Below are 21,504 nucleotides of genomic sequence, written 5' to 3'. Positions count from 1 at the left end.
ATCGCCTCGCCTTCGCCTGCTTTTCCGCTATCCTGCGTGGGATACCGCGATCGCAGCGCACCCGCGCGGATCGGGCCAGCATCGGGATTGAGACATGGCGGCATCCGGACCGGGCAGACTGGAACGACTGGCGGGAACCCGTTTCGCGACCCGCATCGCGATGGTGACGGAGCGGCTGTGGCCGCTGGTGCTGCCGGTCCTGCTGGTGGCGGGCCTGTTCCTCGTCGCCTCGTGGTTCGGCCTGTTCCGTCTCCTGCCCGATGCCGGCCGATATGCTGCGCTCGCCGCCTTCGGCCTCGCCGCGTTGGCCGCGCTCTATCCGCTGCGGTTCTTCCGGCTGCCCACCGACCGCCAGGTCGATCGTCGCATCGAGACCGCCAACACGCTCCAGCATGCGCCGGTCTCCACCCAGACCGACCGCCTCGTCGGCGCGGATGACGCGTTTTCCGGCGCGCTGTGGCGCGAGCACCAGCGGCGGATGGCCGAGAAGCTCGGCCAGCTCGCTTCCGACACGCCGCGCCCGCGGGTTCCCGAGCGCGATCCGTGGGGCCTGCGCGCCATCGTGCCGCTGTTGCTTGTGGTCGCCTTCGCCTACTCGTCGAGCCCCTATGGCGGTACGATGTCCGACGCCTTCCGCGCGCATGTCGCCGGCGACGTTCCGCCGGTGCGCATCGATGCATGGGTGACGCCGCCGCCCTACACGGGCCGGGCGCCGATCTTCATGACCGCCGAGGCGAACCGCAACCAGACCGCCTTCTCCGTGCCCGAAGGCAGCGCGGTGTCGCTGCGCGTCACCGGCGGCCTTGGCGACGAGACGCTGACATATGCCGGCCGGGACGGCGTGGCGATCGCCATCGATCCGGAAGGAACCGTGGCGGCGACCACAGAGCAAGCGGGCGCTGCACCTGCGCGGCCGTCGGGCACGCGCCAGTTCGCCCACACGCTGGGCGGCGACGGCGCGCTGGTCCTGAAGTCGGGCGAGACGGAACTCGGCGGCTGGACCTTCTCCGTCACCCCCGATAATCCGCCGGTCATCGCCTTTGCCGACGAGCCGAAGCGCGCCGTCAACGGCACGCTGGAACTCGCCTATACGATCGAGGACGACTACGGCGCCGCCTCGGCGCGGGCCATCATCGAGCGGCGCGACGATCCGGGATCGGACGCGCGGCCACTCTACGCGGCGCCCGAAATGGGTCTGTCGCTGCCGCGGCGCAATGCGCGCGAGGCGAAGACCTCCCAGGACCTGACCGAGCATCCGTGGGCGGGCGTCGAGACGGCCCTCCGGCTCGCGGCGGTGGACGCCGCCGGCCAGGAAGCCTTCAGCGAGGAGAGGCGGCTGAGGCTGCCCGAGCGGCCGTTCTCGAACCCGCTCGCCCGCGCGGTCGTCGAGCAGCGCCGGGTGCTGGCGCTCGACGCCAACCGCAAGCCCCGCGTGCTCGACCTGATGGATGCCATCACGATCCGGCCCGAAGACACCTTCACCAACATGAGCCACTATCTGGCGATCCGCAGCGCCCGCAGCCGCCTCGTCCAGGCGCAGAGCGACGACCAGCTGCGCGAGGTCGTGGACTATCTCTGGGAGATCGCGCTTGGCATCGAGGAAGGCGATCTCTCGGCGGCCGAGAGGCGCCTGCGCGCCGCCCAGGAGGCCCTGAAGAACGCCATCGAGAACGGTGCGTCCGACGAGGAGATCGAGCAGCTGATGGCCGAGCTGCGCGAGGCGATGCAGGAGTTCCTGCGCGAGTTCGCCGAGCGCGCTGCCCGCGACCCGAAAATGGCCATGCCCGAGATGCAGATGGACGGCCAGGAACTGCGCCAGAGCGACATCGACCGCATGCTCGACCAGATCGAGGAGATGGCGAAGTCGGGCATGCGCGACCAGGCGCAGCAGCTCCTGTCGCAGCTGCAGGACATGATGAACAACCTGCAGGCCGGCCGCCAGCAGCAGCAGCAGGGCGGACAGCAGAGCGAGATGCGCCAGCAGATGGATCAGCTCGGCGAGCTGATGCGGCGCCAGCAGGAGATGATGAACGAGACGCATCGGCTCGACCAGATGCAGCGCGGCCAGCGCCAGCGCGGGCAGAACCGCGGCGAACAGCGCGGCGAGCAGGGCCAGCAGCCCGGGCACGGCCAGCAGCCAGGCCAGGGTCAGGGCATGAGCCCGGAGGAATTCGCCGAGGCGCTGCGGCAGTTGCAGGAAGGCCAGGGGCAGCTCCAGAGCCAGCTCGACCAGCTGATGGAAGGCCTGCGCGGCATGGGCATCGAACCCGGGGAGGGCTTCGGCGAAGCCGGCGAAGCGATGGGCGAGGCCGGCAGCGCGCTCGGCGAGGCGCAAGGGGAGCGGGCAGTCGGCGAGCAGGGCCGCGCGCTCGAAGCCCTGCGCCGCGGCGCGCAGGACATGATGCAGCAGATGCAGCAGGCACAGCAGGGCGACCAGGGCGGCTCGGGCGAAGGCGGCCGGCAGCAGAGCTCGGACCGCGACCCGCTCGGCCGTCCCAAGGCGACCACGGGTCCGGATTTCGGCGAATCGGTGCAGGTGCCGGACGAAATCGACGTCCAGCGCGCACGCGAGATCCTCGAGGCGATCCGCAAGCGGCTGGGAGACGCGCTGAGCCCGGAACTCGAGCGTCAGTATCTGGAGCGGCTGCTCGACATCCAGTGAGGCCTCGCGGTCATCCGCAGTGCCGCGAGGCGGTGCGGGTCAGGCTCTCGTGAAGGTGAGATAGGCAGGCGTGCGGCCCTCGCGCAGCGCCTTGGCCTCGTAGCGGGTGCCGGGCCAGGCCTCGTAGGGCGTGCGCCAGTCCTCGGCAGACACAGCCTGCCAGTCGAAGGACGGATGCGCCCGGCAAGCCAGCAGCGTCCAGTTCACGTAGTGTTCGATGTCGGAGGCGAAGCGAAAGCGGCCGCCGGGGCGCAGCACCTGGGCGAAACGGTCGAGATTGGCCCGGTTCACGAACCGCCGCTTCCAGTGCCGCTTCTTCGGCCAGGGGTCGGGGTAGAACAGGTCGATGCCGGCGAGGCTCGCGTCGGGCAGCCAGTCGAGCAGTTGCGTGGCGTCGTCGTCATGGATGCGGATGTTGGCAGGTGCGGTCTCGGCCAGCGCCATGACGAACTTCGCCATGCCCGCGACGAACGGCTCGACGCCGATGAAGCCGGTCGTCGGAAAGCGGCCACTTTCGTGCAGCAGGTGCTCGCCGCCACCGAAGCCGATCTCGAGGCGGACCTCCTCGACCGGAGCGGAAAACAGGCTACGCAGGTCGGTGGGCGCCGGCTGCGACAGGTCGACGGCATAGGCCGGCAGCACCTCGTCCATGGCCGCCGACTGGCGCGGACGCAGCGGCTTGCCGCGCCTGCGGCCGAAAAAGGCTTCCGTGGCCCGCGAGGGGCGATCGTCAGACATGATGGGCCCGCCGGGGCCGCCGCGATCAGGCCGCGACGGCCTCCTTGATTGCCTTGACGAGGTCGGTGCGCTCCCAGGAGAAGGCGCCGTCGCGGCCGGCCTTGCGACCGAAATGGCCGTAGGACGACGTCCGCGCATAGATCGGCTTGTTCAGGTCGAGGTGCCGGCGGATGCCCGAAGGCGACAGGTCCATGACCTTGCGCAGCGCGTCCTCGATGGCCGACTCGTGAACCTTGCCGGTCCCGTGCAGATCGACATAGACCGACAGTGGCTGCGCCACGCCGATGGCGTAGGACAGCTGGATGGTGCAGCGGTCGGCAAGCCTTGCGGCAACGACGTTCTTGGCCAGGTAGCGCGCCGCATAGGCGGCCGAGCGGTCGACCTTGGTGGTGTCCTTGCCGGAGAAGGCGCCGCCGCCATGCGGGGCCGCGCCGCCATAGGTGTCGACGATGATCTTGCGGCCGGTCAGGCCCGCATCGCCGTCCGGCCCGCCGATGACGAACTTGCCGGTGGGGTTGATGTACCAGTTGCAGTCGGAAGCGATCGGCAGGTCGCCCAGCGCCTCGCGGATGTAGGGCTCGACCACCTCGCGGACCTTGGCCGACGTCCAGGTCGCGTCCATGTGCTGGGTCGACAGCACGATCTGTGTGACCTCGGCGGCCTTGCCGTCGACATACTTCACCGTGACCTGGCTCTTGGCGTCGGGACCGAGCCGGCCGGCCTCGCCTTCGCCCTTGTGGCGGGCGGCGGCCAGCAGTTCGAGGATCTTGTGGCTGTAGTAGATCGGCGCCGGCATCAGGTCCGGGGTCTCGCGGCAGGCATAGCCGAACATGATGCCCTGGTCGCCGGCCCCTTCCTCGCCCTGCCGGTCGGCGGCGTTGTCGACGCCCTGGCCGATGTCCGGCGACTGGCCGTGCAGCAACACTTCGATCTTGGCCGTCTTCCAGTGGAAGCCGTCCTGCTCGTAGCCGATCGCGCGGATCGCCTTGCGGGCGACCGACTTGAACTTGGCCGGGTTCACGACGGGAGCGCCGGACTTGTCGAGCAGCACGGTGCCGTCCTTGTCCTTCTTCAGCAGCGTGTGCGGCACCCGCACCTCGCCCGCGATCACCACGCGGTTGGTGGTGGCCAGCGTCTCGCAGGCCACGCGCACCTTCCACGGGTCGGAAACCGCCACCTTGGCGTAGCGCTCGGCGTCTTCGGCCGAGACCTTCCGGGTCTCGCGATAGACGAGATCGACGATCTCGTCGGAAATCCGGTCGCAGACCTTGTCGGGATGGCCTTCCGAAACGGATTCGCTGGTAAACAGGTAGTTCTGCCGCGCCACGGGTGTCCCCTCAAGAAAAACGCGAAACGACACGATCGCCGCTTCGCGCGCGCCCTTGTTACCGAAGCGGCCGGAGGCCCGTCAAGCGGCAGGATTTTCCGCCGGTTCAGCGGCCGGCGAAGACCGCTTCCGGCGGAGGAACGGAGGACCGCTCGATCCGTGGCCCCAGCTCAGCTTTCGTCGTCGGCCAGCGCCTTGACGAGGTCGACCACGCGGCGGCGGACCTTGGCGTCGGCGATCCTGACGAAAGCGCGATTGAGCTGTAGGCCTTCTGCGCTGTTCAGGAAGTCCACCACGTAGGACGTGGCGTTGTCCTCGCGGAAGCCGCCACCGGCGACGGAGGGCATGTCGGGAGCATCCTCGAAGAAGAAGGATACGGGCACGCCCAGGATCGTCGCGATCGCCTGGAGGCGGCTGGCGCCCACCCGGTTCGTTCCCTTCTCGTACTTCTGGATCTGCTGGAACGTGATGCCCAGGCTCTCTCCCAGTTTTTCCTGGCTCATGCCAAGCATATTGCGGCGCAGACGGACTCGGCTGCCGACGTGGATGTCGATCGGGTTCGGCTTTTTCTTGTTTTCGGTCATGATTTCCTCGCCACTCGAGACGGGCGCTTTGTCGTTGGTTCCGTTCCTCCCCTCACCCTCGCCCCAGAATGCTGAGGGTGTGGGACGACGACCGCGCGCCTCACCTCCGAGAAATCGCCCGTCGTCTCAGGTTGAACGTAACCTCGCGAGGACGCTCATACCACACGCGATGATTGCAAGCAGCAATATTGTTAAAACTCCAATCATTTTGGGTGCCACAGAAATGTGACTTTTCTTGACAGGTATTTGAAGTTCCACGTCGAGCGCGCCGGTCACGTCGAGGGCATAGGCGTCCACGACACGGCCGGATCGGTCGACGACACCGGATATCCCGTTGTTGGCGCTGCGCACCAGCGGCAGGCCAGCCTCCACGGCCCGCACCTGCGCCTGGCGGAAGTGCTGGTAGGGTCCGGGAGTGTTCCCGAACCATGCGTCGTTCGTCAGGTTGAGAATGAAGTCCACCTCGGGAAGTGCAACTTCACCGGGAAAGATCACTTCGTAGCAGATCATCGGCTCGGCCGCGATCGCGGGGGTGACCTGAAGCGCCCGACGATGCGCGCCGGGCGAGAATCCTCCCACTGTTTCCGCAACCGCACGTAGTCCGACCTGGCGGAAGAGGCGCTCGAACGGCAAGTATTCGCCGAAGGGTACAAGATGTACCTTGTCGATGGCGTCGACGATTTCGCCATTGTCGTCGATCGCAACCGTGGCGTTGTAATAGCGGACGGGCTCGCCTTCTGCGGTTCCCGCCTCGGAACGAACCGCACCGAGGACCAGCAGCTGGCCATCCGCCAGCATGTTGCCCATCGCGGCGAGCGCGTCAGGCCTGTCGGTCAGGAGAAACGGCAAGGCGGTCTCGGGCCAGACGATGAGTTCGGGTGCTCGGCCCTTGGTCGTAGGACGTCCGGACAAATCGATCAGCCGCGCGAGGATTTCGTCGCGCATGGCAGGGTCCCATTTGCCGCCTTGGGGTACCGACGGTTGGACGATTCGAATCGACAACTTTCGCGCGTATTCAACCGGAGCTGCAAGCACCCACGCACCGTACCCGGCGTGCACGGCCGCCAGGAGCACAGCTGCCGACAGGGTTATGCGGCGATGCCGGCCGGACCCGAGAACGGCCGGCGCGGCGAAGACGAAGACGGCGAGCGCGTTGATCCCGAAGAGCCCGACGACATGGACCGATTGCATCAGCAGCGGGATCGGCATTGCCGCATAGCCGATGGCGTTCCAGGGGAAGCCGGTCAGGAGCGTGGCGCGCAACCACTCGGCGAGTCCGAAACCGCAGGCGAGTGCGACAATTCGTCCCAGTCCGTCGGGCCAGCATGATCGGGCAATCACGCAGGCGATTCCATAGAAGACGGCAAGCCCTGCCGGCAGGCCCAGGACGGCCAGCGGAAGCGCCCAGGCGAATGCCTCTGCATCGACGAGCAGCGCCTTTCCAATCCACCAGAGACCGAACAGGAAGTAGCCGAGGCCGAACCACCAGCCGATGCCGAAGATGGTGATGTACCGTCGAATGGCGCCGTCGCCCCTTTCGCCCGAAGCACCGTCGAGAAGCCAGACGAGGATGGGAAAGGAGACGAAGCAGACGGGAAAGAAGTCGTAGGGCGCCTGCGACAGCACGGCGAGCGCCCCGGCCAGAAACGCGACCAGCGAACGTCTCCATCCCCAGAGCAGAATGATTCTGGCGGCAAGGCTTTGCATGGGTTCCTTTCGGGGCCGAATCACGACGGGCACGTCAGGTCCGTAGCCATAGTCGGATTCGCCTTTCAGAGCACCGAAGGTGCGGCCACGGCGGGACCCGACCTCCCCCGGGGCGAACATGCCTGCGCCGTCAGGGGAGCCTTTGGCGGAGCACCGGGAGGCTGCGGAGGGAGCGGCAGGCCCGGCGGGCGGAAGACGCGGTCAGCCGGCGACGTACCGTCGCCAGTCGTGTTGCTCGGCGAAGCCCAGAACTTGCCGGATCTTGCGGTTCGAGAACAGCGCCTCGTTCTCGTCCATGGAGCGTGTCACCGGCACGCCCGGGAAGTACCGCGCCGCCAGTTCCGCCGTGGGCCTGTTCATCCCGTTGGTATCGTTGCCGGCATTGAAGACCTGGTAACCGAGACCGTCCTTCTCTAGGCAGAGATCGACGATCTGCCCGAGATCGCGCGCATCGATGTAGCAGAAGGCGTTGCGGCGGCGGGTCTCGGGCTGCTCGAACCAGCGCGGGAACAGCGTCGCATATTCGTGCGGCTCGATGACGTTGCCGATCCGCAGCGCGTAGATGTCGAAGCCGGACCGCTTCTGGAAGGCCCGCGCGGTCCGTTCGTTGACGACTTTCGACAGGCCGTAGCTGTCCATGGGATCGACGTCGTAATCTTCGTCGAGCGGCAGCGAGGCCGGATCGGCGCGACCGTCTGCAAAGCAGATACCGTACGTCGTCTCCGAGGAGGCTATGATGATCTTGCGGATGCCGAGTTTCACCGCCGCCTCGATGACGTTGTAGGTGCCGATCGTGTTGACGCGGAAAGTCTCGTTGTCGGGCTCGATCAGGATGCGCGGGATGGCTGCGAAATGCACCACGGCATCGAAGCGCGGTACGCCCGTCCCCGGCTCCATTTCGTCGAAACCGGCATAGGACGTCATCGCATTGAACATCTGGCCGGAATCGGTGATGTCGGCGCGCAGATTGTCGACACCCGAGTGGTCGAGCGGCTTCAGATCGACATTGACGATCCTGTGGCCGCGGTCGAGCAGCCAGGGGATCACGTGGCGGCCGGCCTTGCCGGCGCCGCCGGTGAACAGCACGCGCTTGTTTCGGCCCATGATCGGTCCTCCCTCTTTCTTCGGAATGCCGGCTGCCCTTGAAAGGCGGCCGATCGTCGGCGTCAGGCCGCCTTTTCCTTGGACGCGCGGCCGCGGCGCGCCGGCGCGCGGCCCTGGACGATGCGCACCCGCTTCACGCGGCGCGGATCGGCGTCGAGCACGTGGAACTCGAAGCCGGGAATCGCCTGCACCACCTCGCCGCGGGCTGGCACGCGCCCGAGCGCGTTGAAGATGATGCCGCCGATGGTGTCGACATACTCGCCATGCTCGCCGGCGCTGAACTCCCCGCCGATCACCTTGGCGACCTCCTCGATCTCGGCCTTGGCGTCGACGATGAAGATGCCGTCGCCCACCTTGGTGATAAGGGGTTCTTCCTCGTCGTGCTCGTCCTCGATGTCGCCGACGACCATCTCGACGATGTCTTCCAGCGAGACCAGGCCATCTGTGCCGCCATATTCGTCGATCACCAGAGCCATCTGGATCCGCCCCGCCTGCATGCGGCTCATCAGGTCGGAGGCCAGCATGGACGGCGGCACGAACAGCACCGGCCGCATCAGGTTCAGGTCTTCCACCGAGCGATCGAGGTCGACATTGGCAAGGTCGAGCCCGGCCGGCTTGGGTGCGGGCGTCGGCGCGGAGACTTCCCCGGCTGCGGTCTTGCGCACGCTGCGGCGCTTGCGCGAGCGCGCAGTGCGCGTGATGTGGGCGACGATGTCGCGGATATGCACCATGCCGCGCGGGTCGTCGAGAGACTCGGCATAGACCGGCATGCGCGAATGGCCCGACTCCTCGAACAGGGTCAAAAGGTCGCCGAGCTTGGTGGAGATGTCGATCGCCTCGATGTCGGCGCGGGGGATCATCACGTCCTCCACGCGCACCTCGCGCAGGCGCAGGATGTTGTTGAGCATCGCCCGCTCGCCAGGCGAGAAGGTTGCGCCGTGATCCTCGCCACCGGCCAGCGCATCGGCGAGATCCTCGCGCAGGGTCGACCCGTTGCGGAAGCGGAAGAGCCCCTGGACGCGGCTGATCAGCGATGGCCGCGGCGCCTGGCTCCGCGGCGCGGGCTTTGCGGTCTCGACCGATGGCGCGGGACTACTCTGGCCTTCGTCGGCGGGAGCGGATTTTTCGACCGGACCGCCGGCGTCGGCGGCCGGGGGCGGTGTCGGGACGGCTGTAGAGGTTTCGTTCATCGTCTCGTTGCTGTTTCAGGGTCTTCAGATAGCGCATAGGGGTCGGGGATCGCAAGCGATGCGAGGATCCGCCTCTCCGCCCCTTCCATCTCCTCCGCCTCGTCGTCGGTCTCGTGATCATGGCCGAGAAGGTGCAGGAGGCCGTGCGCCACCAAGTGGGTCAGATGGTGATCGAAGGGCTTCCCGTCCAGTGCAGCCTCGCGTTCTATGGTCTCGCGTGCCAGCACGATGTCGCCGAGCATGGGGGGAATGCCGTCTCCCGCATCGGGAAAGGCCGGAAACGACAGCACGTTGGTCGGCTTGTCCTGGCCCCGCCACTGCGCGTTGAGGCCGCGGATCGCTGCGTCGTCGGTGAAGGTGACGCCGAGTTCGGTCGGGTCCTTGGACCGGAGCGCGAGTTCGGAGGCGACCGCATCCACGGTCCGTCGCACCAGCCGCTCGAGTTCCGCCTCGTCCGGCCAGCCGGGCGCCTCGACCGCCAGCGCGATCTCCACTTCGAGCGGGTTCTCGCTCATCGGTCGGGTTGCGCCGCGCTCATACCTTCGCCTCGTTGCGACCGCCCGAGCCGAAGCGGTCGTAGGCGCGCACGATCTCTGCGACGAGCGGATGGCGCACGACGTCCTTGTCCTCGAAGCGGACGGTGACGATGCCCGGCACGCCTTCCAGCACGTGCAGCGCCTCGACGAGGCCGGACTTGACGTTGTGCGGCAGGTCGATCTGCGTGGGATCGCCGGTGACGATCATGCGCGCGTTCTCGCCGAGCCGGGTCAGGAACATCTTCATCTGCATGGCCGTGGTGTTCTGCGCCTCGTCGAGGATCACGGCGGAGTGGGCGAGCGTGCGGCCGCGCATGAAGGCCAGCGGCGCGACTTCGATGACGCCGGCGGCCAGCGCCCGCTCCACCTTGTCGGAGGGGATCATGTCGTACAGCGCGTCGTAGAGCGGCCGCAGGTAGGGATCGACCTTCTCCTTCATGTCGCCGGGCAGGAAGCCCAGCCGCTCGCCCGCCTCCACCGCCGGGCGCGACAGGATGATGCGCTCGACAAGGCCGCGCTCCAGCAGCATGGCCGCGTGCGCCACGGCAAGATAAGTCTTGCCGGTACCTGCCGGGCCGATGCCGAAGACGAGTTCCGCCCGGTCCAGCGCGCGCATGTAGGCGTCCTGGTTGGGCGTGCGGGCAAAGATCGTGCGCTTGCGGGTCGATATCTGGGCGGCGGCCATGCGGCCTTTCTTTTCGAGCGTGGGGAGCGTCAGCTGGTCGTCGGCCGCGACCGCCATCCGTACGGCACCGTCGACCTCGGAGCCCGAGAGCACCGCGCCCTTGCGGGCGAGATCGTAGAGATAGTCGAGCGCGCGGCGGGTCTGCTCGGCCGCCTGCGGCGTGCCCTTGATGGAGAGCTGGTTGCCCTTGGAGCGGATGTCGACGCCGAGTTGCTGTTCCACGCGGGCCAGATTTTCGTCGAACTGGCCGTAGACGGCGCTGGCATGCTTGTTGTTGTCGAAGGTCAGGACGATGTGGGCCATGTCGGACGCCCCGGAGGGGCTGAGTTTCACATCTGTCGCCGCGTTCAACCTCGTCTCCTGATCCTGCCCGCCGCCGGCGTCATAGCGCTTCGGCATGGAGGCTGTTGGTTCCCGTCCGCGTGATTCGAACCTCGACAATGTCGCCGATTTCCCCGGGCTTTTCATCTAGAATCACCGGCATCAGCCAGGGCGAGCGGCCAACCCACTGGCCTGGCCCGCGGCCCGGCTTCTCGAGCAACACGTCCGTCCGCTGCCCGACGAGGCTCTCGGCGAATTCGCGCTGCTGCCGTACCAGAAGTGCCTGCAAGCGCTGCAGCCTTTCGTCCTTGATGCTTTCCTCGACGTGAAACGCCATCTCCGCACCCGGTGTTCCGGGACGTGGTGAATATTTGAACGAGTAAGCCTGCACGAATGTGACGTCGCGCACGATCCGCAGCGTTTCCTCGAAATCGGCCTCGGTCTCGCCGGGAAAACCGACGATGAAGTCGCCCGAGAGAGCGATGTCGGGCCTTGCACCGCGGATGCGGTCGATCAGCCTTCGGTAGTCGTCGGCGGTGTGGCGGCGGTTCATCGCCTTGAGGATCGCGTCCGAGCCCGACTGTACCGGCAGATGAAGGTAGGGCATCAGCACGGACAGGTCGCGATGCGCCGCAATCAGCGCGTCGTTCATGTCGCGCGGATGGCTGGTCGTGTAGCGCAGCCGCCCGATGCCCGGAATCTCGGCCAGGCGGTAGAGCAGTTCGCCCAGACCCCACGGCCGTCCGCCGGGCCCGTCGGCGTGCCAGGCGTTGACGTTCTGGCCGAGCAGGGTGATCTCGCGGACGCCGGAGGCCGCCAGCCTTTCGGCCTCGGCGACGATCTGCGCCACCGGGCGCGAGACTTCCGAGCCCCGCGTATAGGGCACCACGCAGAAGGTGCAGAACTTGTCGCAGCCTTCCTGCACCGTCAGGAAGGCGGTGACGCCGCGGCTCCTCACCGCGCCCGGCTTGGGCTGCGGCAGGTGCTCGAACTTGTCCTCCAGCGCGTAGTCGGTCTCGATCACGCGGCCTCCCGCGCGCGCCTTTCGCACCGCGTCGGGCAGGCGATGATAGGTCTGCGGCCCGATGACGATGTCGACCGCCGGCGCGCGGCGCATGATCTCCTCGCCCTCGGCCTGCGCGACGCAGCCGGCGACGCCGATCACCGTCTCGCGGCCCCGGCTCGCACGCTCGGCCTTGATGTCGCGGATACGCCCGAGTTCGGAATAGACCTTCTCGGCCGCCCGCTCGCGGATGTGGCAGGTGTTGAGCAGGACCAGATCGGCATCGCCGATCTCGGCGGTCGGCGCATAGCCGTCGGCCGCCAGCGCATCGGCCATGCGCTGGGAATCGTAGACGTTCATCTGGCAGCCATAGGTCTTGACGAAGACCTTCTTCGTCTGCGCCTGGCCATCCTGCGGCATGATGGCGGTCTCGCCGCCCAGCAGTGCGGTCTCGGTCATGTCCGGCTCTTAGCGGTTTTGGCCAAGGCCTGACAAGGGCAAGCCGGCCTCAGCCTGCAAGAACCAACCCTTCGAGACAGGACCGCGCCCCGGAGGGCGCGGCTGAAGGCAGGGCTTCGGAACCTTTCGCCGCGGGTCTAGAACTCTTCCCAGCCGCCCGCGTCGGTCGACGGCGCCGTGGCGGCGGACTGGCCGCGGCCTCCGGCGGTGCGCAGCTGGGTCACCGGCGCTGCGGCGCGACGCGCCGGCGCGCCGTTGCGATAGGACGGTGAGGCGGTGCCGCGGGCTTCGCCGGTGCGGAAGCGGGAGACGAGAACCGCCAGTTGCTCGGCCTCGCGGGCCAGCGAGTGGCTGGCGGCAGTCGATTCCTCGACCATCGCCGCGTTCTGCTGCGTCACCTGATCCATCTGGCCGACGGCGGTGTTGACCTCGGCCAGACCCGTCGACTGTTCCTGCGCCGATTCCGCGATCCTCTGCACCAGGCCCGACATCTCGGCGACCTGCCCGGCGATCAGTTCGAGCACCTCGCCGGTCTGGCCGACCAAGCTGACGCCTTCGTTGACCTGCGCCGTCGAGGTGGAGATCAGCGCCTTGATCTCCTTGGCGGCTTCGGCCGAGCGCTGGGCCAGCGCACGCACTTCCTGGGCGACGACCGCGAAGCCGCGTCCCGCCTCGCCGGCGCGCGCCGCCTCGACGCCCGCGTTCAAGGCCAGCAGGTTGGTCTGGAAGGCGATCTCGTCGATCACGCCGATGATCTGGCCGATCTCGTCGGACGATTTCTCGATCTGCGACATGGCCTTCACCGCCTGGCGCACGACCTCGGACGATCGGTCTGCGCCGCCCTTGGCATCGCGCGACACCTCTGCGGCCTTGCGTGCGCCTGCGGCTGTGGTCCGCACCGTGGTGGTGATCTCGTCGAGCGCCGCAGCGGTCTCCTCCAGCGAGGCCGCCTGCTGTTCGGTGCGGCGCGCGAGGTCGTCGGCCGCCTGGCTGATCTCGCCGGTGCCGGTCTTCATCGCCACGATCGCGCCGGCGATGCCCGACATCGTGTCCTGCAGCTGTGCCATGGCGGCGTTGAAATCGTCCTTAAGCTGCTGCGTCTTCGGCGCGAACTGCGCCTCGATCCGGTGCGTCAGGTCCCCCTGGGCGAGGCTGGCCAGGCCGGCGGCCAGCGCGCCGACGGCGACATGGTCCTCCTCGGCCTCGCGGGCCTTTTCGGCCTCGGTGCGGGATCGGTCCGCCTCGGCGCTGTCGCGCATGTCGATCGCCTGGGACTCCAGGCGGATCTTCTCGAGTGCCGCGTCCTTGAACACCTGCACGGCCTGCGCCATCTGGCCGATCTCGTCGCGGCGATGGGTGGACGGGATCTCGACCGAGTTGTCGCCTGCCGCGAGCCTGCCCATCGTCCCGGTCAGTTCGCCGACCGGTCGCGCGATGCTGCGGGCGATCAGGTAGCTGAGCGGCACCAGAATGCAGAAGCCGATCAGCAGCATGATGCCGTATTCGATCATGTTGCGCATGAACAGCGCGTCCAGATCGTCGACATAGACACCGGTTCCGACGAACCAGCCCCAGGGAGCGAAGGCCTTCACGTGGGCGAACTTCTCGACCGGCTCCTCCGAACCGGGCTTCGGCCACTCGTAATCGGTGAAGCCTTCACCGTCGGCCTTCACCTTCTTCAGCATCTCGACGGAAATCAGGCGGCCCTGTCGATCCTTCAGTCCGGACTGGTCGGTTCCGATCAGCGATGGAGCGATCGGATGCATGAGCATGATCAGGTCCATGTTCTGGATGAAGAAGTAGCCGTTGCCCTGATAGCGCATCGCGCCGACGGCTCTCATCGCCCGCGACTGGGCTTCCTTCTGCGTGAGTTCGCCGCTCTGCTCGAGCTTGTGGTAGGCCTCGAACACGCTGACGGCGTTCTCGTTCATGGCCGACAGCATCGCGCGGCGTTCGGTCGCCACCTGGTCCTGTGTCTTGAAGAGCATCGCCGCCGTGAGCGCGACAGAAAGCAGGAAGCCAAGCCCGACGAGGGCGTAAAGGCGGGCGGAGATGCTGAGTTTCTTCATCGGTTGGCCTTCGCAGAGCTCCCACCCGGCTCCTCGACCGTCGACGCCTCACTGCCTCGCCGAGGCCGATGCTGCGAAACCGGTGGATCGAAACGGACGGACTTGATTGCCGGAAATTGCTCTATTGTATAATCTTGAGGAATTAAACCAAAGTTAAGGTGCTTCCTTGCGGCAACGGCGCCGAACACTGGCGATGGCAAACCCGAGACATCACGTTGCCTGACGGACGGCCGTCTCTCTCGATCGGTGCAGTCGGAACCACGCAAAGGAAAGGCCGCGCCCTCGCAGGCGCGGCCTCCCGGGTGTCTTCAGGCTCCGGCGCTCAGAACTCTTCCCAGCCGTCGGCATCGGCTGCCGGCGCGCGAGCCGCGGACTGGCCGCGGCCACCGACCGTGCGCATCTGCGCCACCGGTGCCGGCGACGGGCGATGCGCGGGTGCGGCATGGGCCGGCCGGCCGGAGGATCCTCGCGACGCGCCGAGGTTGAAGCGGGCGATCAGCCCGGCCAGCTGCTCGGCCTCGCGGGCCAGCGAGTGGCTGGCGGCGGTCGATTCCTCGACCATCGCCGCGTTCTGCTGCGTCACCTGGTCCATCTGGCCAACCGCGGTGTTGACCTCGGCCAGACCCGTCGACTGTTCCTGTGCCGATTCCGAGATCTTCTGCACGAGGCCCGACATCTCGGTCACCTGGCTGGCGATCAGCTCCAGAACCTCGCCGGTCTGGCCGACAAGGCCGACGCCCTCGTTGACCTGCACGGTGGAGGTCGAGATCAGCGACTTGATCTCCTTGGCGGCTTCGGCCGAGCGCTGCGCCAGCGCACGCACTTCCTGGGCCACGACCGCGAAGCCGCGTCCCGCCTCGCCGGCGCGGGCCGCCTCGACGCCGGCATTCAGCGCCAGCAGGTTGGTCTGGAAGGCGATCTCGTCGATCACGCCGATGATCTGGCCGATCTCGTCGGACGACTTCTCGATCTGCGACATGGCGCGAACGGCCTGGCGCACGACCTCGGACGACTTTTCCGCTCCGCTCCGTGCCTGTTTCGACACGTCGGCGGCCTTGCGGGCGCCGTCGGCCGTCTGGCGCACCGTGGAGGTGATCTCGTCCAGTGCTGCGGCGGTCTCCTCGAGGGAGGCAGCCTGCTGCTCGGTGCGGCGCGACAGATCGTCGGCCGCCTGGCTGATCTCGCCGGTGCCGGTCTTCATGGCGGCGATGGCCGAGGAGATGCCAGTCATCGTGTCCTGCAGCTGCGCGATAGCGGCGTTGAAATCGTCCTTCAGCTGCTGCGTCTTCGGTGCGAACTGCACCTCGATGCGGTGCGTCAGGTCACCCTTTGCAAGGCTTGCGAGGCCGGTGGCGAGTGCGGTGACCGCGATGTGGTCCTCTTCGGCCATACGCTGCTTCTCGGCTTCGACCCGGGCGCGATCGGCCTCGCTCGAAGAGCGCAGGTCCAGCGCCTGCGCCTCGACGCGGATCTTCTCGATCGCGGCGTTCTTGAACACCTGGACGGCCTGCGCCATCTGGCCGATCTCGTCGCGGCGGTCTACCGCCGGGATGTCGACGGAGTTGTCGCCGGACGCCAGCTTGCCCATCGTTCCCGTCAGGGAGCGGATCGGGCTGGCGATCATGCGGGCCAGCAGGAAGCCGAGGCCGGCCGCCATGACGACCGCGATGGCGAGGCCGGCCCAGAGCGCCGTCTGGGCGGATCCCACATCGCTGCTCAGGATGGCGGAAGCCTGCGAATTGGCCTCGGTCTCCTCGGCGATGAGGGCGTCGATACCATCCTCGATCGGCGTGATGAGCCCATCGGCCAGGCCGTCGGGTCCGACCATCCGGATCGCCTCGGCACGCCGCATCGGATCGGCCGCGAGCGGCTTGCCGGCCTCGATGACCTCGGCGCGGTAGCGTGTGATACCGGCAAGCACCGCATCGATCTCCGCGACCTTGCCCGGGTTGCCGGCTTCGATCTGCTTCAGCTCGTTCATGCGGTCGCGCAGGGCACCTTCGTGCTTGTCGACACGGCCGATGTAGTAGTTGTCGTTCGAGAGGAGGAAGCCGCGCCAGGAATTTTCGACGCGGGCAAGGCTCAGGCGGGCATTCATCGCGATCGCGGCGCGGCCCTTGGTTGCCTCCGCCTCTTCATTGGCGCCGTCGATCCGCGCCAGGTTCCACAGCGCGGCGCTGCTCATGCCGACGATGATCAGCACCACCGTCGCAAAGGCGAGCGCGAGCTTTGCCGATATGGATAGGCTCTTCAAGTTCATGTCGTACCCCTTGGCGGCGCCCGCCGCCCCCCGTAGAAACCGAAGGTTGTCCACGCATTCAAACCCTGACGGGAATCGTGGAGACCCAAAATAGTTGGCTCTTCAACAGCTATCGCGGGGAAGTGAAAAACGTGTTAACCCAGCGCTGCGCGTCAGCGTTCCGGATTCACGCCCTTGCGTTACGTAGCGGAAGCCGGACGGGGCTGGCGCAGGGACTGAGCCATGTTGCGGCGGACCTCCGCTTCGGTCAGGCGGGCGATTTCCTTGCGATTGCTGCCGCGCGTGAAGGGAATGGGGTCACCGAAGCGCACCTCCACGTCCATTCCGCCCTCGCGCAGCAGCCCGCCGATATGCGGCACCAGGTCCATGTCGCCGATCCAGGCCGCATGGGTGCGGTGAAAGCGGCCCATCGGCATGCCGTGCAGCCGCGTGTAGGCGATCGACACCGGCTGGACGTGGACGGTTTCCAGTCCGGCCTGGCCGGCCAGCGCCGCCTGCGCGGCACCGAAGAGCGTGCTCTTGAACGGCCCGACGGCGTTGCCGTCATAGGTGGTGCCCTCGGCGAAAAGCACGAGCGCCTCGCCCGCGCCCAGCCGGTCGCCCAGTTCCCGCGCCTGGAGGTGGGAGGCGCGCGTGCGCTCGCGCTCAACGAAGACCGAGCGCTGCAGCCGGGCGAGCATGCCGAACACCGGCCATGTCGCCATGTCCGCCTTCGCGACGAAGGAAAAGGGGCCGAGCGAGCCGAGAACGCAGATGTCGCTCCAGGAGACGTGGTTGGCGACGATGAGCAGCGGCCGGCCGGCGGCCGGAACGCCCTCGACATGGACGCGGATGCCAAGCAGCCGCAGCGCGAAGCGGTGCCAGAGCCTGGGCAGCGTGCCGGGATGCATCAGGCGGGTGCGCAGGACGGCCATCTGCAGCAGGATCGCAACCGGCGTCACCGCGACCACGAGCGCCAGCATCACCGCGATCCGCAACCGGCCGATCATGCCCTCGTCCATTCCCCCGGCGGTCGCGACCGCGCGCCGCGTGACCGCAGCCGCTAGCGAAGATCGCGGCGCATGACAAGCGCGGCGGTCGGCTTCGTGCCTGCATGCTCGTAATAGGCCGGGCGCCGCCCGACCTCGCGGAAGCCGAGCCGGCGGTAGAGCGTCAGCGCCGGCAGGTTGGTCTCGTCGACCTCCAGGAACAGCGCCTCGGCCCGTTCGGCATAGAGCTCGCGCAGCACGGCGTCCATCAACGCCCACCCAAGGCCGCAGCGGCGCGCCGCTCTCGCCACCGCAATCGTCAGGATCTCGCCTTCGCCGGCCGCATGGCGGGCCAGCACGAAGCCGGACGGCAGCGCGCCGCGCCGGCCGACCTCGCGCGCGGCGAAGCCGAAGACGGGTTCCTGGTCGAGCAGGCTGGCGAACTCGACATGGCTCCAGGGCCGGGCGAAGTCCTCCCTGTGCAGGGTCTCCAGCGCCATCACGTCGGCCGTGCCCAGACGGTCGATGACGAATTCGCGCTTGCGGCCGGTCAGGAAGGGCATGCGCATCAGGCGCCGCTCCGCGGCAGGGCAAAGCCTTCCTGCGGCCGGGCATCCGGCCCGCGCAGATAGAGCGGGCGCGGCCTCTCACCGCCGAAGCCCTGCCGGGCGGCGAGCCGCGCGAAGCTGTCGATGCCGGCGGTGCGACGGTTGGCCAGCGCGGTCGCATCGGGGTCGAGCCCGGCCGCCGCGGCGGCCTGGCGCGCACCCGAGCCCACGATCAGCGGCTTCGTCAGCCCGGCGAGCGCGGCGACGGCCTTCAGGTCGAGGATTGCCGGCGCGGCATGCACCTCGCCGTCCGGGCCGTACAGCGCGGCGTAGAACTCCTCGCGGCGGGCGTCCAGCACGGCCAGCACCGGCCGTCCCCGCGCCAGAGGCGCAGCCTCGAAGGCGAGCGCGGCCAGCGTGCCGACGCCGGTCGCAGGCACCTTCAGCGCCAAAGCGAGGCCACGCGCGGTGGCAACGCCGATCCGCACGCCGGTGAACGAGCCGGGTCCGACCGAAACGGCGACGGCCTCGACGTCACGCCAGGAGGCGCCCGCCCGGTCGAGCGCCACCCCGATCACCCCCATCAGCGCCTCGGCATGGCCCTTGCCGATGTCGCGCGCCTCGGTCCCGAGCGCGCGGCCGGAGCCGGCGTCCCAGAGGCAGGCGGCGCACCATTCGGCCGCCGTGTCGATGGCGAGAATCTTCATCGCACGAGGCATAGGCAATGCCGGGCGCGGCGACAAGCGATGCCGCCGCGCGTCATGTCAGCCGGCGCGGTCGCGCGCCTTCAGCTCCAGCCGGCGGGCATGCAGCACCGGTTCGGTATAGCCGTTCGGCTGCTCGCGGCCCTTGAAGACGAGGTCGCAGGCGGCCTGGAAGGCGATCGAGCCGTCATAGTCGGGCGCCATCGGCCGGTAGAGCGGGTCGCCGGCGTTCTGACGGTCGACGATCGCCGCCATCCGCTTCATCGTCTCCATCACCTGTTCCTGGCTGCAGACGCCGTGGCGCAGCCAGTTGGCAATGTGCTGCGAGGAGATGCGCAGCGTCGCGCGGTCCTCCATCAGGCCGACGTCGTTGATGTCGGGCACCTTGGAACAGCCGACGCCCTGGTCGACCCATCGCACGACGTAGCCGAGGATTCCCTGCGCGTTGTTGTCGAGCTCCTTCTGGATGTCGTCCGGCGTCCAGTTCGGCCGCACGGCCACCGGCACCGACAGGATGTCGTCGAGCTTCGCCCGCGGCCGGCTCTTCAGCGTCTCCTGCACCGCCGTCACGTCCACCGTGTGATAGTGCGTCGCGTGCAGCGTTGCCGCCGTCGGTGAAGGCACCCAGGCGGTGTTGGCGCCCGCCTTCGGGTGGCCGATCTTCTGCTCCAGCATCGCCGCCATCAGGTCGGGCATGGCCCACATGCCCTTGCCGATCTGCGCGTGGCCGGCGAGCCCGCATTCCAGCCCGATGTCGACGTTCCAGTTCTCGTAGGCCTGGATCCAGGCGGCCTGCTTCATGTCGCCCTTGCGGATCATCGGGCCGGCTTCCATCGAGGTGTGCATCTCGTCGCCGGTGCGATCGAGGAAGCCGGTGTTGATGAAGACGACCCGCTCCTTCGCCGCGCGGATGCATTCCTTGAGGTTCACCGTCGTGCGGCGCTCCTCGTCCATGATGCCCATCTTGATGGTGTTGCGGGCCATGCCGATCGCGTCCTCGACGCGCGAGAACAGCTCCACCGCGAAGGCCACTTCCTCCGGCCCGTGCATCTTCGGCTTGACGACGTACATCGAGCCGGCGCGGCTGTTCATGCGCCGGCCGTTTTCGCCGACGTCGTGCAGCGCGATCGTCGCCGTCAGCATCGCGTCCATGATGCCCTCCGGGATCTCCCTGCCGTCGGACAGCAGGATCGCCGGGTTGGTCATCAGGTGGCCGACGTTGCGCACCAGCATCAGCGAGCGGCCGGGCAGCACGAGCGTCGAGCCGTCGGGCGCGACATATTCGCGGTCGGGGCTGAGCCTGCGGGTGAAGGTCGAGCCGCCCTTGGCCACTTCCTCCGTCAGGTCGCCCTTCATCAGGCCGAGCCAGTTGCGGTAGACGACGACCTTGTCCTCGGCGTCGACGGCCGCGATCGAATCCTCGCAGTCCATGATCGCGGTGAGCGCCGATTCCAGCCAGACGTCGGAGATGTGCGCCGGGTCGTCGCGGCCGATCGCCGAGGTGGCGTCGACAACCACCTCGACATGCAGGCCGTTGCGCTTCAGCAGGAAACGCGACGGCGCGGCGGCATCGCCGACATGGCCGGCAAACTGCGTGCCGTCGGCGAGGCCCGTCATCGATCCGTCGGCGAGCGTCACGACGAGCCGGCCGTGCGCCACGTCGAAGCTCTTCGCATCGCTCCAGGAGGCGCGGTCGAGCGGCGCGCTGCCGTCGAGGAAGCCCCGCGCCCAGGCGATCACCTTCGCCCCGCGCTTCGGATTGTAGCCCCTGCCCTTCTCCGCGCCGTCGGCCTCGGAGATCGCGTCGGTGCCGTAGAGCGCGTCGTAGAGCGAGCCCCAGCGGGCGTTCGCCGCGTTCAGCGCATAGCGCGCGTTCATCACCGGCACGACGAGCTGCGGTCCGGCGATCGTCGCGATCTCCGGATCGACCTTGGATGTCGTCACCGCGAAGGCCTCGCCCTCCGGCAGCAGGTAGCCGATCTCCGAGAGAAACGCTTTGTAGGCGGCGAGGTCGGACGGCGCGCCGTTGGCGCGGTGCCATTCGTCGATCTTTTCCTGCATCGCGTCGCGCGTTTTCAGGAGCGCCCGGTTCCTGGGCGCCAGCTCGTGCACGATCGCGGAAAAGTCGGCGAAAAACCGCGCCGCGTCGAGCCCGGTCCCCGGCAACGCCTCCGCGACCACGAAGTCGTGCAGTTCGCGCGCGATGCTCAGGCCGTCGATCTCGATGCGGTCGGTCATGAATGCTTCTCCCGGTTGGTCGCGGCGCGCGGTTCACCGCGCATGATCCTCGCAGAGCGTTCACCACAGGGGAACCGGCGCGTCAATCGCACGAAGGTCGTGCAGATCGATTCGCCCCGGCCGCGCGTCCCCTCCACGTCGTCATCCTCGGGCGGAGCAGGCCGAAGGCCGTCGCGCAGACCCGAGGATCCATGCCTCGGCGGCCGTCGAACGCGGGACGACGGACACATGGCGGCGGCGCAGGCCTCGTCGTGCACCGGACCGCGGGCATGGATGGCGAGGCATGGATCCGGATACGGCGTCCTGCGCTGCGCTTGGACGTCGTTCCGGGATGACGAAAGCGCCTCCAGGGACAGGATCGGCGCCTGTGGCCACGCCCGCGTCATTCCGGAAGACGAACC

General features: G+C 68.0%; 16 protein-coding genes. 1 reads left to right on the top strand and 15 read right to left on the bottom strand.

Annotated features, from left to right (window positions below):
• Positions 1-94 precede the first annotated feature (94 nt).
• The gene (locus N1F91_RS01435) at positions 95-2,662 is read left to right on the top strand and encodes a TIGR02302 family protein (RefSeq protein WP_289989573.1); all 2,568 of its coding nucleotides are present in this window, start codon (positions 95-97) and stop codon (positions 2,660-2,662) included.
• 39 nt (positions 2,663-2,701) lie between these two features.
• On the opposite strand, the gene N1F91_RS01430 is transcribed toward N1F91_RS01435, so the two are convergent.
• From N1F91_RS01430 to N1F91_RS01360, 15 genes are all read right to left on the bottom strand, one after another.
• Positions 2,702-3,403 carry a tRNA (guanosine(46)-N(7))-methyltransferase TrmB gene (locus N1F91_RS01430; protein ID WP_289989760.1) on the bottom strand — a complete coding sequence of 234 codons (702 nt, stop codon included), beginning with the start codon at positions 3,401-3,403 and terminating at the stop codon, positions 2,702-2,704.
• A 22-nt stretch (positions 3,404-3,425) separates the two neighbouring features.
• On the bottom strand, positions 3,426-4,727 hold the full coding sequence (gene metK, locus N1F91_RS01425; RefSeq protein ID WP_289989571.1) for a methionine adenosyltransferase: 1,302 nt from the start codon (positions 4,725-4,727) through the stop codon (positions 3,426-3,428).
• Positions 4,728-4,897: 170 nt separating this feature from the next.
• Positions 4,898-5,311, bottom strand: coding sequence for a helix-turn-helix domain-containing protein (locus tag N1F91_RS01420; protein WP_289989570.1), 414 nt, complete (start codon positions 5,309-5,311; stop codon positions 4,898-4,900).
• A 126-nt stretch (positions 5,312-5,437) separates the two neighbouring features.
• A complete protein-coding gene (gene lnt, locus N1F91_RS01415; protein ID WP_289989568.1) occupies positions 5,438-7,018 on the bottom strand; it encodes an apolipoprotein N-acyltransferase in 1,581 nt (526 codons plus the stop codon).
• A gap of 201 nt (positions 7,019-7,219) precedes the next feature.
• Positions 7,220-8,122: an NAD(P)-dependent oxidoreductase gene (locus N1F91_RS01410; RefSeq protein ID WP_289989566.1), complete on the bottom strand. Its 903-nt coding sequence runs from the start codon at positions 8,120-8,122 to the stop codon at positions 7,220-7,222.
• Between the two features lie 62 nt (positions 8,123-8,184).
• Positions 8,185-9,312, bottom strand: coding sequence for a hemolysin family protein (locus N1F91_RS01405; RefSeq protein WP_289989565.1), 1,128 nt, complete (start codon positions 9,310-9,312; stop codon positions 8,185-8,187).
• Positions 9,309-9,827: an rRNA maturation RNase YbeY gene (gene ybeY, locus N1F91_RS01400; protein ID WP_289989564.1), complete on the bottom strand. Its 519-nt coding sequence runs from the start codon at positions 9,825-9,827 to the stop codon at positions 9,309-9,311. Before ybeY ends, N1F91_RS01405 begins: the two co-directional genes overlap by 4 nt.
• A gap of 19 nt (positions 9,828-9,846) precedes the next feature.
• The gene (locus N1F91_RS01395) at positions 9,847-10,836 is read right to left on the bottom strand and encodes a PhoH family protein (protein WP_289989759.1); all 990 of its coding nucleotides are present in this window, start codon (positions 10,834-10,836) and stop codon (positions 9,847-9,849) included.
• Between the two features lie 79 nt (positions 10,837-10,915).
• Positions 10,916-12,316 carry a tRNA (N6-isopentenyl adenosine(37)-C2)-methylthiotransferase MiaB gene (gene miaB, locus N1F91_RS01390; RefSeq protein ID WP_289989563.1) on the bottom strand — a complete coding sequence of 467 codons (1,401 nt, stop codon included), beginning with the start codon at positions 12,314-12,316 and terminating at the stop codon, positions 10,916-10,918.
• 137 nt (positions 12,317-12,453) lie between these two features.
• A complete protein-coding gene (locus tag N1F91_RS01385; protein WP_289989562.1) occupies positions 12,454-14,385 on the bottom strand; it encodes a methyl-accepting chemotaxis protein in 1,932 nt (643 codons plus the stop codon).
• 322 nt (positions 14,386-14,707) lie between these two features.
• Positions 14,708-16,645 (bottom strand): methyl-accepting chemotaxis protein, encoded by a 1,938-nt coding sequence (locus tag N1F91_RS01380; protein ID WP_289989561.1) that lies wholly within the window; start codon positions 16,643-16,645, stop codon positions 14,708-14,710.
• 179 nt (positions 16,646-16,824) lie between these two features.
• A complete protein-coding gene (locus N1F91_RS01375; RefSeq protein ID WP_289989560.1) occupies positions 16,825-17,634 on the bottom strand; it encodes a lysophospholipid acyltransferase family protein in 810 nt (269 codons plus the stop codon).
• Between the two features lie 53 nt (positions 17,635-17,687).
• Entirely contained in the window at positions 17,688-18,182 is a 495-nt protein-coding gene (locus tag N1F91_RS01370) for an N-acetyltransferase (protein WP_289989559.1), read from the bottom strand.
• Positions 18,182-18,868, bottom strand: coding sequence for a tRNA (adenosine(37)-N6)-threonylcarbamoyltransferase complex dimerization subunit type 1 TsaB (gene tsaB, locus N1F91_RS01365; protein WP_289989558.1), 687 nt, complete (start codon positions 18,866-18,868; stop codon positions 18,182-18,184). Before tsaB ends, N1F91_RS01370 begins: the two co-directional genes overlap by 1 nt.
• A gap of 57 nt (positions 18,869-18,925) precedes the next feature.
• Positions 18,926-21,103, bottom strand: a complete 2,178-nt coding sequence (locus tag N1F91_RS01360) for a malate synthase G (RefSeq protein WP_289989557.1) — start codon at positions 21,101-21,103, stop codon at positions 18,926-18,928.
• Positions 21,104-21,504: the final 401 nt, after the last annotated feature.

It is taken from the genome of Aquibium sp. ELW1220 (genome assembly GCF_030398385.1).
Lineage (GTDB): Bacteria > Pseudomonadota > Alphaproteobacteria > Rhizobiales > Rhizobiaceae > Aquibium.
The sequence above is the reverse complement of the archived record's forward strand: the minus strand, read 5'-3'. Positions and strand labels throughout refer to the sequence as shown.